The sequence below is a fragment of the Pigmentiphaga litoralis genome, from assembly GCF_014651835.1.
GTDB classification, from domain to species: Bacteria; Pseudomonadota; Gammaproteobacteria; order Burkholderiales; family Burkholderiaceae_B; genus Pigmentiphaga; species Pigmentiphaga litoralis.
The window spans coordinates 884,604-897,304 of sequence record NZ_BMXQ01000002.1; the positions used below are offsets into that span (position 1 = coordinate 884,604).

Here is a 12,701-nt window from a genome sequence, read left to right on the forward strand (position 1 = left end):
CGTGCAGATCCATGATTTCAAGGCCGTGGCTGCGGCCGCGCTCGATCGTGCGGAGACGCTGGTTCCCCAATGGCTCCCGGGCGGTCGACGTCAGGGCGTTGAATGGCGTTGCGGCAGCGTGCGCGGCGATGAGGGGCAATCGCTTGCCGTCAACCTGACGACAGGCGTCTGGATGGACTTTTCGTCCGACAGCGACAAGGGGTCCGATCTCGTTTCGCTGTTTGCGGCGATCTTCCACAACAACGACCAGGGCGCCGCTGTGCGCGAGTTGTCGCGCACTTTCGGCATCGCGCAGCTGGCCGGCGCCTCACCGGCCGCGCCTAAGCCCGAGAAAAAGTCACGCACGCCATGGCAGCCCGTCTTGCCCGTGCCGGCTGGCAGCCCACCTGCACCACGCGCACATCCAGTGCGCGGCCTGCCCGAAATGTCTTGGGAGTACCGCAACGCCGCCGGTCAGCTGCTCGGCGTCGTTTACCGGTTCATCACGAGCGACGGCGGCAAGGAAGTACTCCCTGCCGTGTGGGGCCACAACACCGAGACCGGTGCATCGCAATGGCGATGGCTGTCCTTCCCCGATCCGCGGCCGCTCTACGCGCCGGACGCGCCAGGCCGTGTAAAGACAGGCCTTGTCGTCGAAGGTGAGAAATGCGTCGACGTGGCACGCCGTGAGCTTTCCCAGTGGTTCGACGTTGTGTCCTGGCCCGGTGGTGGCAAGGCTGCAAGTAAGGCTGACTGGGACTCGGTGATCGGGCGCGGATGGACCAAAGCGGTGCTTTGGCCTGATGCCGATTCCAAGCGGGTGAAGGGGACCGAGCCAGAGGATCAACGGCCGTACGTCGAAGCGGCTCTGCAGCCTGGCCTCAAGACGATGGATTGGATTGCGACGCGCCTGGCCGGACTGGGCCTAGACGTCCGTATGGTCGACATTCCGCCACCGGGCGCGTTGCCCGACGGATGGGACGTGGCCGACATGGTTGCCGCAGGTACAACCGGCGAAGCGCTTCGAGACTGGATCGTCGCTCACCTGCGGCAGCCCGCGGTAGAAGAGACCGCGACAATCGCCGCCGTGCCGGCCGTAGCCGCACCCGCTTCTACCCCTGAGCCGGCTGCCGCGAGGGGAGTGGATTGGACGGCGCGGCTGATTAAGAAAAACAACGGGCGGTACGAAGACTGCAAAGAGAACATCGCCATGTTGCTGGAGGATCACCCCGAGCTGCTGGGCTTGGTCGCGTACAACGAATTTTCCGGCATCACCGAAAAGTGTCGAGAGACCCCACGGGAAAGCCGCGACCTGGAGTGGTCAGAGGATGACGATCGCGAGTTAGGCATGATGTTGGCCCAGCGCTGCGACGTGTTGATCCGGTCCACAGGCACGATCGGGGAGGGCGTCTCCATCGTAGCGAACCGGAATCGACACCACCCGGTTCGAGACTGGCTCACCCCTCTCAAGTGGGACCACGTCGACCGGAATGGCACCTGGCTGACCAAGGCGCTCGGCGTAGCCGCTTCCCCTTACTCGCAGCTCGTCGGTTCGCTGTGGCTCAAGCAGGCCGTCAATCGAATCCTGCACCCAGGCTGCAAGGGTGACTACGCGCTGATCCTGGAAGGCAAGCAAGGCAAGGGCAAGTCCACCGCGCTCAAGACGCTGGGTGGTGAATGGTTTTCCGATGCCGCACTGGACCTCAGCAACAAGGACGCCTCCATCGCGCTGTCCGGCGTCTGGATCTATGAGATCGCCGAGCTCGATGCGTTCAACCGGGCCGAAGCCACTCGGATCAAGGCGTTCGTCAGCATGGCGGATGACCGGTATCGACCGCCGTATGGCAAACGGTACATCACGCGCCCTCGCCAGACCGTGTTCGCGGGCACGACCAACAACGACGAGTACTTCAAAGATCCGACGGGCAACCGGCGGTTCTGGCCGATCTATTGCCACAACGTCGATATCGAATGGTTGGCCGCGAACCGCGAGCAGATCTTCGCCCAGGCGCTTCACGAGGTCAGGGCGGGAGAGCGTGCATACCCGACCCGCGACGAGGAAATGCGGCTCATCGTGCCCGAGCAGGAGCAACGAGAGATCGGCGATCCATGGATCGAGCTTATCAACGCGTGGCTCAACGACACGGTGCAGTCGGCGCGCAACCAGTACAGCACGGCGGACATTCTCATCGGCGCAATCAAGATGACCCCGGATCGCATGGACGGTCAGCGCAGTGCGGCTACGCGTGTCGGCAACTGCATGAAAAAGCTTGGCTGGGGCAAACGACGCGGGTCGGACGGAGACCTGCGGCCATGGCTTTACACGCGGCCGGAAAGGCTCGCTTCCAGCGACAGCCAGGCCAAGGGGGCAGAGCATGATCCGCTGCCTATCTGAAAGCGTCCGTAGCGCTGGCACGGTCACCAGCGGCCTGATGTCTTCGTGCGTCTCGGCTATCTCTGTCCAACCGCCAAAGGTTGGGCGGAAGGTTGGACGCCTGGAAACCCGCATAAACATTGGCTCCGTCCAACCTCCTAACCTGTCCACGCGGTTTTTCCGCACATACGTATGCATACCCGCGACGAGCACATACGCACACCCTCATGCCATTTCCCAACATCAAATATGGATAGACAGGTTAGGAGGTTGGACAGAGGTAGTGTTTATGCGGGTCTTGGCCCGTCCAACCCAGTGCCTAACCGTCGCGGGGGTAGACGAGTGAGCCTTCGCAACGCAATGCCTCAGACAGCAGCCTTCATTGACGCCATGCGCGATGCCTTCGGCCGCGAGCACATCGACGGTCAGATCCGCCGTGGCATCGCTGGTGACGCCACATTCCACGCGGCAGAGGCAGGGCACGAGCTGGGCACTGACCGCCGTCCTGGCGATCGCGTCGCCACAACCGACATGGTCCTGGGCGAGCCAGGGTCCAAGGGAAAGTAAGCCATGCAATTCGACGTACGCAGCAACATCGACGCCGAGGCGCGACGCCTCAGCGACATCGAGCGCCGGCATGTGCCGTTCGCAACAGCGCGCGGCCTGACCATGACCGCGCAGGACGTCAAGGCAGCAGAGCGCCAGGAGATGGAACGCAAGCTGGACCGGCCGACGCCTTACACGTTGAATTCGCTGTACGTCCGCCCAGCAACAAAGACGGCCCTTGCCGCACGGGTCTGGATCAAGGACGAGGCAGGCAAGGGCACGCCTGCCAATCGCTTTGTCGGCCCGAACATCGAGGGTGGCGGCCGCAATGCCAAGCGCTTCGAGCGTGCCCTGCAGACCACTGGCCTGATGCCGCGTGAGTGGCGTGCTGTGCCGGCTGCAGCAGCGCAGATCGACCGCTTCGGCAACATGGCGGCATCACAGATCCGGATGCTGCTGTCGTACTTCCAGTCGGCGGAACTGCGTGCGGGATACAGCGGCAACATGACCGCTCGTCGCAAGGCCGCGATCGGCGCGGGCAGCGTGAAGAAGGGGACGCGCGGGGTCGTGTACTTCGTTTCGTACGGCAAGGGCCAGCGCCGCGGTGCCGGTAGCTGGATGAACGGCCGCGAGCAGAACCTGCCAGCTGGGATCTGGCAGCGCACGTCCTTTGGCACGCTGGGGACGTCGGTGAAGCCGGTCGTACTGTTCGTGCGCCGCGCCCAGTACCAGCAGCGCCTGGACTTCTACGGCGTTGCGCAGCGCGTGTCGGCCGAGCGGTTCGAATCCAACTTCAAGACGGCGCTGGACGCCGCCGTGGGGCGCGCATGAACCTGACTCGTTCGCGCCTTGCACCGGCCCCCCTCGTCGCTGTCCCACCCTTGAAACGTCGAGCGCCTATGCACCAAAACGGTGCGTCGATGGACCGGCAAAATTTACCTGCCTCAAAAACCATGGGTCCTTCCGGCACTTTGGGCCGCAAGGGTAATTCGCACCCCGTAAATTCTCTAGTCACGAGACTATCCTAAGGGGGTTATGTGATTGATTTAAAAGGGAAAGTTTCGCAAGCCGACTTCGGCGCCCTGGTTGGAATCAGCCAGCCGGCCGTGAGCGGTCTCATCACGAGCGGCGTGCTGGGGCGCGATGACTCGGGCGGCGAATGGTTGCTTTCCTACTGCGCCAACCTCCGCGAAAAAGCCGCCGGCCGGGCTGCCGCCGGCGATCTGGATCTGGCGGGCGAACGGGCCCGGCTCGCGAAAGAGCAGGCCGACCGGGTCGCGATGCAAAACGCTGTGACGCGAAAAGAGCTTGCGCCGGTCCACCTGATCGAGGAAGTGCTGACGCGCTGCGGCGCCCGGTGCGCGGCCATATTCGATGCCATTCCAGGCGCTGTGCGGCGCCGCGTGCCGTCGCTGTCGGCCGATGCCATCCGCCTCATCCAGACCGAGATCGCGCGCGCGCGAAACATGGCTGCCGCGGTGAGCCTGGAAGACCTGCGCGATGAAGATCCCGACGACGGCGCCGATGTCGACGAGCCGGCCAACGAGCTCGAGGTGGGCGACTGATGGACCTGTCCGAAACCTCACACTTCAGCGAGGAGGCGCTGGTCCATCACCTGGGCCGCGGCGTGAAGTCGTTCGGGGTGCCCGAGCCCCTGCGCCTGGACGAATGGGCGGAAACGCACTTCTACCTGAGCGCCGAGTCCAGCTACGTTGAGCAGCGCTGGCGGGCGTGGCCGTTACAGCGCGCGATCCTGGCGTGCATTGGCAACGACGACATCCGCTCGGTGGATGTGAAGAAATCCGCGCGGGTGGGCTACACCAAGATCCTGCTCGCAGCGATCGGCTACTTCGCCGAGCACAAGCGCCGCAATCAGGGGCTGTGGCAGCCGACCGACGATGACCGTGACGAGTTCGTGAAGACCGAGCTCGACACGATGCTGCGCGGTGTACCGGTGATGCGTGAGGTGTTCCCGCAGTACTTGGCGCGGCACAAAGACAACACGCTGCAGCAGAAGAAATTTCTCGGCTCCATCCTGCATCTGCGCGGCGGCAAGGCAGCGAAAAACTACCGGCGGTTGTCGATCGACTTTGCGGCGCTGGACGAGCTGTCGGGTTTCGACGGCAACGTCGAAAAGGAAGGCGCGCCGGACATGCTGGCCGCGAAGCGCGTTGAGGGTGCGACGTTTCCGAAGATGGTGTGCGGATCCACGCCAAAGCTCAAGGGCTTCTGCCTGATCGATGCCCGGGTTCAGCAGGCCGACGTGCGATACGTCTATCAGGTCCGGTGCCAGGGGTGCGGAGATGCACACCCACTGACATGGGGCGGCAAGGACCTGACGCACGGCATGAAGTGGTGGGACAACGATCCGGACACCGTCCGCCACCTGTGCAAGTGCGGTTACCTGTCGACCCAGGCGGAATACCTCGCCAGTTGGGAGGATGGTTTCTACCTCGGCGACGATGGCAGCACGCTCGATCATCAGGGCAATTTCCGGGACGCCAATGGCGACCCGATGGAACCGCCAAAGCACATTGCCTTCCACCGGCTGTGGACAGCGTACAGCCCGTCAGTGTCGTGGAGTGACATCGTCCGCGAGTTCCTCGAGGCATGGCAGAAACACCAGGAGGGCGACTCGGCCAAGCTGCAGACCTTTACCAACACGACGTTGGGTGAGACGTGGGAAGGGGAGATCGAGCGGACTGAGGCTGACGAGCTCAAGCAGCGTGCGGTCCCCCTGCGCCTGGGCACCGTGCCGCGCGGCTGCTTGTTGCTGCTCGCGTCAGGGGATACCCAGGACAACCGGGTGGAGGTCGATGTGTGGGGCTTTGGCCGTGGCAGTCAAATGTGGACCATCGACCACCAGGTGTTTTACGGCAGCCCGTCCGACGACGAGGTGCGCGACAAGGTGAAGGCGTATCTGACCGAGACGACGTTTCCGCACGAGTGCGGCACGCTGCTCAAGATCGAAGGCTCGGCAATCGACTCGGGCGGTCACCACACCCAGGCCGTGTACGACCTGGCGCGCACAAACAAGCATCACCGTATCTTCGCCATTCGTGGCCGGCCCAGCGGCGAAAAGCACATCAAGGACGGCGCGGCGCCCGTCGATATCAACTGGCGGGGCAAGAAAGTGAAGGGCGGCACCATCCTGTGGCACGTCGGTACCAACCTCGCCAAAGACCTGCTGTTTACTCGCCTGGGCGTTCAGAAGCCGGGCCCGGGCTACATCAATTTTTCGAACGAGCTGTCAGACGAATGGTTCAAGCAGTTCACGGGCGAGGTTCGCGCAACGCGTCGCACGCTCTCTGGCACGCAGACCCGCTGGACGGCCACGCGCAAGCGGGTCGAAGCGTTGGACATGGCGGCGTACGCAGTCTGGCTGGAGCATCACTTCGAGCTGAATCGCAAGTCGTCTGCCTGGTGGGACGCGCTCGAGGAAAAGGTACAGCCGCGGATCAACGACCTGTGGGCGCCGCCGGCACCGATAGCTGCCGCCGGCACCTCCGATCAAGCCACTATCGCCACGCCGTCTGAGGCTGTCGATCGTGGTGCCGCCCATGTCCCGACAGAGCGGGAGGCGGCCGTGGCCGAGGCTGCGGCACCGCCTGCAGTCGTTGCGAAAGCGCTCGGGCCCGGCCGGCTCAGCCTGGGTGGCTGGAAGCGGGGCGGCCGTTGATGGAAAAAGACCTGATCCGGGACATCCTGGAGCGCGTGATGGCCGAGCACGGCCTGACGGAGGCAGCGGCCTACAAGATCGAGACGGAGATCCGTGTTGCCTGGGGTGGTGAGCGAGTGTTCGTCGCAAAGGACGCCAAGCGTCAGCCGCACGTGCGCGAAAAGATCGTCGCTGACTTCGCTGCTGGCCTGGACATCGCGCAGATTGAACGTGCCCATGGCATATCGCGACGGACCATCTACCGCATGCTCAAACGCAAGTGACAGTTTTGCCTGATGTTGGCACGGGAAAACAGCTAGTTTGCGGGTCAACGACGGAGGAAGTATGGCGGGCATCACCCTGGAAATTGCAAATCAACGATTGCTGGAATACCTGGAAGCGGAAGCACGGGTGCTGTCCGGCCAGAGCTACACGATCGAGACTGCCGGGGGGAAACGCCAACTGACGCGCGCGAACCTCGCCGAGATCGCTCAGGGCATCGCGGTGTGGGATGCCCGAGTGAAGAACCTCGAGGCGAACGCCAACGGACGCACCCGCCGCGTGACCATGATCGCCAAGGGGCTGTGATGAAAACGTTGCCGCTCATGAACATGCTCGACAAAGCCATCGCTTATGTGTCGCCGGAAAAGGCTGTCCGGCGCCTCCAGTCGCGGGGAATGCTCGCGCTTGCCGGTGGGTATTCCGGTGCTCGTATGGATCGGGCAGCACTGGCCGGGTGGCGTCCTGGCACCGGCTCGCCGTCCACTGACATCGACCTAGACCTGCCGACGCTTCGAGCCAGGTCGCGTGACCTGGCGCGTAATGCGCCGGTGGCAACCGGTGCGATCAACACGTCGGTTACGCACGTCGTCGGTACAGGTTTGTCGCTCAAGCCGCGGATCGATGCTGAGTATCTCGGCCTGACGGAACCCGAGGCCGAGCAGTGGATCAAGCACACGATGCGCGAGTTCAAGAATTGGGCGGAAAGCGTCGACTGCGATGTGGCGAGGCGCCTCAATTTTTACGGAATCCAGAGCCTTGCCTTCAGGTCGGCACTCGAGTCAGGCGACGCCCATGTGCTAACCCCCATGATCAAGCGTCCCGGCCGGGCCTATGACCTCGCACTGCAGATCATTGAAGCGGACCGCATCTGCAACGAGGGCAATATGCCGGACAGCGAGACGCTTGTGGGCGGCGTAGAGATCAACCCACAAACGGGCGAGGCGATCCGGTACCACGTCGCCAAAAGCCATCCTGGTGACCTACGCCGCGTTGTTGGATGGGACAAGGTCGACGCTTACGGCGCGCAGACGGGCCGGCGGAACGTCCTGGCAGTGATGGAACAGCTGCGGCCTGGGCAGGTGCGTGGCGTGCCGATGCTTGCGCCCGTGATCGAGCCGCTGAAGCAGATCGGCACATACACCAACGCCGAGCTACAGGCTGCCGTGACGTCTGGTCTGTACTCGGTTTTCATCAAGATGGATCCGGCTGCGTTTGCCGAGATGTTCGATGACGAGGGGCAGGGCGCCTTCCTCAATCGTGCGAAGGGCTGGAGCGGTGAGCTCGAAGCCGGCCAGGCCATAAACCTGCTTCCAGGCGAATCGATCGAGTCCGCTAACCCGGGTCGGCCGAACGCGCAGTTTGATCCGTTTGTGCAAGCCATCATCGCCCAGATCGGGACAGCGCTCGAGATCCCGTACGAAGTGCTCATCATGCGTTTCCAATCCAGCTACAGCGCCGCGCGCGCCGCGATGCTGATGGCGTGGCGTCTGTGGCGCCGCCGCCGTGATTTGCTAATCACAACCCTGTGCCAGCCGGTCTATGCATTGTTCCTCGACGAGGCGGTCGGCGCTGGGCGAATTCACTGCCCAGGGTATTTCAGCGACCCGTCGGTGCGTTTGGCTTGGCAGGGAAGCGAGTGGATCGGCGATGGGCCTGGGTCGATGGATCCGCAGAAGGAAATCAAGGCCGCGAGTGACCGGGTTGCTCTCGGCATTTCAACGCTTGAGGCAGAGTCGATCTTGTACGACGGCGTCGACTGGGAAACGAAATACCGAACGCGCGTGCGCGAGCAACGGATGATGGTTGAAGGTGGTCTTGTGGAGGCTGTGAATGCGGGTGCCCCTGTCGAACCAGACGATGAGACGTCGCGAGATGAGGAAGAAGCACCCAAGCAGTAGCGAAAAGACTAGTGTCGTGGGAGTTCAGGTCGTGAACGAGCCAGTCTTGCTTTGGTCGATTACGTAGGAAAATGTCACCTCACTGCAGGGGTCCCCGTGGCTTCTCAATTTGATGGCTTCAACCTTTGTTGCAAGGTAATAGCCCTTGGGGTTTTGCCAGATGACGATCTCGCCCAGATCGATGGCGCGAGTGTTCGACGATGTGTCGAACGCTTCTGCGTCCCCGATGTCAGTGATCTCGGACATGCCTACGGCTCGCGCCAAACATCGCAGGCCTGTTGACATCAGCGCGTAGATGCTCCTCTGACTCATGCCCGACCATCTTGTCGGAAACGCATAGTCGCCAGCGCCGACGACAAAGCGCCCGTTGTTGTTTTCAAAATCGAAAGTCACGGTTCCCCTGATGCCCGGCATCACGTAGCGTTCCGGGCCAAATGAAAGAACAGGCGACAGCGGCGGTGGTGACACCCTGAATGGATTCTTGCCCAGTGGCGGACGGGGCTTGATCTTTTCCCCGTGCAACTCGTGAATCAGCTCAGCGTACCGAGCCTCATATTTGGTCTCGTCGCTGAAGTCGATGTAGAGCCGGGTCGAAAGGAAAGTTGGCAACGGCATCGGATGCGTGTTGTTTATGACAACCGGGATTATTCGATCCGCGCTGACATCTCTCATGAGCTGACCGGACAAGATCATTTTTTCGTAAGCAACTCCGCCCCGCCCGCCATTGGCCTTGGCAACATATGGGTCAGTGCAAATTGCCAGTACGCGATCAGCGCCTGTTAAACCCAATTCCATGAAGCGCGGGAGGTCGCTTCCAAGAGTCAGATCCCACTGGTCAAGAATCACGTCGACGCCATTGGCCACAAGCCTTGAGGCAAGGGTTAGAACCCAATGTTTATGTGCGTCCGTGTCGTGCGAATAGGAAACGAAAACTCGGGGTGGCTGATCGCTCATTGCGGGCTTCCTTAGCATGTGACGCACCTCTTTCGGTTGCGCCGGGGATGCGGGATTAGGTGTCGAACGCGCTGGTTCACGGCGCAACTTGATGTGCTATTTGCAACGGCGCGCATTAGACGAAGTAGTGACAGTTTTGCCTTATTTTGGCACAGCGTAGTGCGTAGTCTGGCGGCTATCCGATCACGGTGCCGCCAATGAACCTCCTCGATTTTCTCTCTTCACCTTGGGCCATCCAGCCCGACAAGCTCCTCGAGATTCAGGGCATCTACGCCGCGCATTCGCGCGGTGATCGCATCGACATCGCCGGTCTCGAAGCGCGCCTTGGCCGGCCCGTCGTCAACGAACCCTCCGCCTATTACGTCGTCAACGGCGTCGCTGTGTTGCCGCTCACCGGCGTGCTCAGCAAGCGCATGAACATGTTTTCGCAGATCTCGGGTGGCGTCTCCACGCAGCTGGCCGAACGCGACCTCAACGCAGCGTTGAGTGACCCGTCGGTCCATTCCATCATTTTGCACGTTGACTCGCCCGGCGGGCAGGTCGACGGCGTCCAAACTCTTGCGCGCGCCGTGACAGCTGGCAAGGAAATCAAGCCAATCGTCACCCTCGCTGGCGGCGTCATGGCTTCCGGTGGTTACTGGTTCGGATCTGCGGCCAATGCGGTTTACATCGAAGACGAAACGACCATGGTCGGCTCGATCGGTGTCCTGGCGAACCATGTCGACGTGTCGAAAGAAGAAGAGACCAAAGGGCGCAAAACCACCGAAGTGACTGCGGGCAAGTACAAGCGCATCGACAGCCAGTATGGCCCGCTCACAGACGAGGGGCGGCAGTCCCTGCAGGACCGGGTGGACGCGCTGTATTCCGTTTTCGTCGGAGACGTTGCGAACCACCGCGGCGTTGCCATCGAAAAAGTGCTCGCGGACATGGCCGATGGCCGTGTGTTCGTGGGCCGACAGGCTATCGACGCCGGCCTGGTCGATGGCATCACAACCCTTTCGGCGCTGATCACCCAACTCAATAGCGAGCGGACGCCCAGCGCCTCTAAGCCCGCCGCATCCAAGCCCAACCCAATCCAAGGAAATTCTATGGACCCCAAGCAAATCGCGGCGGAGTTCCCCGAAGCCGTAGCAGCCTTTCGCACCGAAGGCGCAACCGCCGAACGTGAGCGTATCCAAGCGGTGCAAGCCCAGGCGATGCCCGGTCACGACGCCCTGATCGCAAGCCTGATGTTCGACGGCAAGACGAGCGGCGCCGAAGCCGCCGTGCAGGTGCTGAACGCCGAGCGTGGCGCTCGCACGGCAGCTGCCGCGAACCTGCGCAGTGATGCGCCCAAGCCCGTGACGTTCGTGGCGCCGTCGGACGACAAGCCTGCCGCAGCCGGCCCGACTGCCGACGCTCCGATCGAAGAGCGTGCGAAGCACAACTGGGACGCCGACGCCTCGCTGCGCAACGAGTTCTCCAGCCTTGGCGCCTACCAGGCGTACATGGAAGCCACCGAAACGGGCCGCGCCCGCACCTTCAAGCGCGGCTAAGCGCTTCCCGAAACAGTCAGGAGTCACCACATGCCTACCCTCGCAGCGAACGCTGTTCGCCCTTACGAGCTCGGCTCGATCCAGGAATACCCGGTCGTCGCCAACGACATCATTTTTGAAGGCGCCGCAGTAGGCGAGAACGGCGCGGGCTTTGCCCGGCCACTCGTCGCTGGCGACGTGTTCCTCGGATTTGCCGAGTCGATGGTGGACAACTCTACCGGCACCGCCGGCGAAATCACCGTTCGCACGCGCCGTTACGGTCAGGTGCAACTGCCCGTTGCAGGTGCCGCCGCAATCACTGCCAACGACCAGCCGGTGGTCTACGCGTCCGACGACGACACGTTCACGCTGACGGCCGTAGGCAATTCGCCCATCGGCCGCCTGTCGCGCTGGGTCGCCCCGGGCGTGGCGGTTGTTGCATTCGACGTCAGCCTCGCTGCCGAAACCGCGGCGCGCGCCGCCGGCGACGTCTAAGCGACGTTCACCCTTCACACCATCAAGGACAAGCAACCATGGGTGCCAAGTCACTTTCCAGCCGAGCGATCATCGGCGAGTACTACAACACGCTGCAGCAGGACCTCGGCAGCTCCTGGATCGACTCGTTGTCGAACTACTTCGAGTCGAATCAGGAATCCGAAACCTACGCATGGCTTGGCATGTCGCCCGTCATGCGCGAGTGGGTCGGCGGTCGCCAGGCCAAGGGCCTGCGCGAGGGTGGCTTGACCATCCGCAACAAGAAGTTCGAAGCCACTCTCGAAGTGCTGGTCGACGAGATCCGCCGCGACAAGACCGGGCAAGTGATGCTACGTGTTCGTGAATTGGCGCAGCGGACCAACTCGCACTGGGCCAAGCTGCTCAGCGAGCTGATCCTGAAGGGTGAAAGCAGCGTCTGCTATGACGGCCAGTACTTCTTCGACACCGACCACCAGGAAGGCGACAGCGGTCAGCAATCGAACATCGTCTCCGTGGATGTCACAACCCCGGCCGCGCCCAGTGCGGGCGAGATGGAAACCGCGATCCTTCGCGCGATCGAGCAGATCGTCGGCCTGAAGGACGACACCGGCGAGCCGGCCAACGAGAACGCCCGCCAGTTCCAGGTCATGGTGCCGGTCAAGTTCATGTCCGTCGCAGCTGCGGCCCTGGGCTCGCAGATCATCGTCGACTCGTCGACGTCGCGTAGCAACGGGATCATCACCCTGGGCCAAATTGGCGGTTTTGCGACCAGCCTCACGGTCAACGCCCGTCTGAATTGGGCCGACAAGTTCGCTGTATTCCGCACCGACGGCGAGACGCGGGCACTCATCCGTCAGGAAGAGGAAAAAGTGACCATGGCCGCGATTGCTGAGGGCTCGGAACTCGAGTTCAAGGAAGACAAGCACGAGTACGGCGTCAAGGCGATCCGCAACGTCGGATACGGCTACTGGCAGCGCGCCGTCCTGGCGAAGCTGGTCTAAGCGCACGCATCGGCTCAGGGG

12 protein-coding genes are annotated in these 12,701 nt (G+C 62.6%); 11 read left to right on the forward strand and 1 reads right to left on the reverse strand.

From position 1 onward, the window contains the following. Position 1: 1 nt before the first annotated feature. The 8 genes from IE116_RS22625 (at position 2) to IE116_RS22660 (ending at position 8,737) form a co-directional block, all read left to right on the forward strand. Positions 2 to 2,374 carry a virulence-associated E family protein gene (locus IE116_RS22625; protein ID WP_189615611.1) on the forward strand — a complete coding sequence of 791 codons (2,373 nt, stop codon included), beginning with the start codon at positions 2 to 4 and terminating at the stop codon, positions 2,372 to 2,374. A gap of 339 nt (positions 2,375 to 2,713) precedes the next feature. Beyond that, positions 2,714 to 2,920, forward strand: coding sequence for a hypothetical protein (locus IE116_RS22630; RefSeq protein WP_189615612.1), 207 nt, complete (start codon positions 2,714 to 2,716; stop codon positions 2,918 to 2,920). 3 nt (positions 2,921 to 2,923) lie between these two features. After that, on the forward strand, positions 2,924 to 3,730 hold the full coding sequence (locus IE116_RS22635; protein WP_189615614.1) for a hypothetical protein: 807 nt from the start codon (positions 2,924 to 2,926) through the stop codon (positions 3,728 to 3,730). 206 nt (positions 3,731 to 3,936) lie between these two features. Next, positions 3,937 to 4,464 carry a terminase small subunit gene (locus tag IE116_RS22640; RefSeq protein ID WP_189615616.1) on the forward strand — a complete coding sequence of 176 codons (528 nt, stop codon included), beginning with the start codon at positions 3,937 to 3,939 and terminating at the stop codon, positions 4,462 to 4,464. Then, a complete protein-coding gene (locus tag IE116_RS22645) occupies positions 4,464 to 6,578 on the forward strand; it encodes a phage terminase large subunit family protein (RefSeq protein WP_229828733.1) in 2,115 nt (704 codons plus the stop codon). The genes IE116_RS22640 and IE116_RS22645 overlap by 1 nt, the downstream gene beginning before the upstream one ends. Beyond that, the gene (locus IE116_RS22650; RefSeq protein WP_189615617.1) at positions 6,578 to 6,841 is read left to right on the forward strand and encodes a Mor transcription activator family protein; all 264 of its coding nucleotides are present in this window, start codon (positions 6,578 to 6,580) and stop codon (positions 6,839 to 6,841) included. The genes IE116_RS22645 and IE116_RS22650 overlap by 1 nt, the downstream gene beginning before the upstream one ends. Positions 6,842 to 6,902: 61 nt before the next feature. Next, the gene (locus tag IE116_RS22655) at positions 6,903 to 7,145 is read left to right on the forward strand and encodes a DUF6148 family protein (RefSeq protein ID WP_189615619.1); all 243 of its coding nucleotides are present in this window, start codon (positions 6,903 to 6,905) and stop codon (positions 7,143 to 7,145) included. 17 nt (positions 7,146 to 7,162) lie between these two features. Beyond that, positions 7,163 to 8,737 (forward strand): phage portal protein, encoded by a 1,575-nt coding sequence (locus tag IE116_RS22660; protein ID WP_189615621.1) that lies wholly within the window; start codon positions 7,163 to 7,165, stop codon positions 8,735 to 8,737. A 24-nt stretch (positions 8,738 to 8,761) separates the two neighbouring features. Here IE116_RS22660 and IE116_RS22665 read toward each other — a convergent pair whose 3' ends face one another. After that, on the reverse strand, positions 8,762 to 9,691 hold the full coding sequence (locus IE116_RS22665; RefSeq protein WP_189615623.1) for a toll/interleukin-1 receptor domain-containing protein: 930 nt from the start codon (positions 9,689 to 9,691) through the stop codon (positions 8,762 to 8,764). A gap of 197 nt (positions 9,692 to 9,888) precedes the next feature. Here IE116_RS22665 and sppA point away from each other — a divergent pair, with 197 nt between their 5' ends. Genes sppA through IE116_RS22680 form a run of 3 tightly spaced genes read left to right on the forward strand, consistent with a single transcriptional unit; the run spans position 9,889 to position 12,680 of the window. Continuing rightward, positions 9,889 to 11,226, forward strand: a complete 1,338-nt coding sequence (gene sppA / locus IE116_RS22670; RefSeq protein ID WP_189615625.1) for a signal peptide peptidase SppA — start codon at positions 9,889 to 9,891, stop codon at positions 11,224 to 11,226. Between the two features lie 30 nt (positions 11,227 to 11,256). Then, positions 11,257 to 11,700 carry a cytoplasmic protein gene (locus IE116_RS22675; protein WP_189615627.1) on the forward strand — a complete coding sequence of 148 codons (444 nt, stop codon included), beginning with the start codon at positions 11,257 to 11,259 and terminating at the stop codon, positions 11,698 to 11,700. A gap of 38 nt (positions 11,701 to 11,738) precedes the next feature. Next, the gene (locus tag IE116_RS22680) at positions 11,739 to 12,680 is read left to right on the forward strand and encodes a Mu-like prophage major head subunit gpT family protein (protein ID WP_189615629.1); all 942 of its coding nucleotides are present in this window, start codon (positions 11,739 to 11,741) and stop codon (positions 12,678 to 12,680) included. Positions 12,681 to 12,701 lie beyond the last annotated feature (21 nt).

Excerpts from the sequence above, each read along its gene's own strand:
- IE116_RS22630 (WP_189615612.1), top strand. The coding sequence starts at position 2,714 with ATGCCTCAGACAGCAGCCTTCATTGACGCCATGCGCGATGCCTTCGGC.
- IE116_RS22635 (WP_189615614.1), top strand. The coding sequence starts at position 2,924 with ATGCAATTCGACGTACGCAGCAACATCGACGCCGAGGCGCGACGCCTC.
- IE116_RS22645 (WP_229828733.1), top strand. The coding sequence starts at position 4,464 with ATGGACCTGTCCGAAACCTCACACTTCAGCGAGGAGGCGCTGGTCCAT.
- IE116_RS22650 (WP_189615617.1), top strand. The coding sequence starts at position 6,578 with ATGGAAAAAGACCTGATCCGGGACATCCTGGAGCGCGTGATGGCCGAG.
- IE116_RS22655 (WP_189615619.1), top strand. The coding sequence starts at position 6,903 with ATGGCGGGCATCACCCTGGAAATTGCAAATCAACGATTGCTGGAATAC.
- IE116_RS22660 (WP_189615621.1), top strand. The coding sequence starts at position 7,163 with ATGAACATGCTCGACAAAGCCATCGCTTATGTGTCGCCGGAAAAGGCT.
- IE116_RS22665 (WP_189615623.1), bottom strand. The coding sequence starts at position 9,691 with ATGAGCGATCAGCCACCCCGAGTTTTCGTTTCCTATTCGCACGACACG.
- sppA (WP_189615625.1), top strand. The coding sequence starts at position 9,889 with ATGAACCTCCTCGATTTTCTCTCTTCACCTTGGGCCATCCAGCCCGAC.
- IE116_RS22675 (WP_189615627.1), top strand. The coding sequence starts at position 11,257 with ATGCCTACCCTCGCAGCGAACGCTGTTCGCCCTTACGAGCTCGGCTCG.
- IE116_RS22680 (WP_189615629.1), top strand. The coding sequence starts at position 11,739 with ATGGGTGCCAAGTCACTTTCCAGCCGAGCGATCATCGGCGAGTACTAC.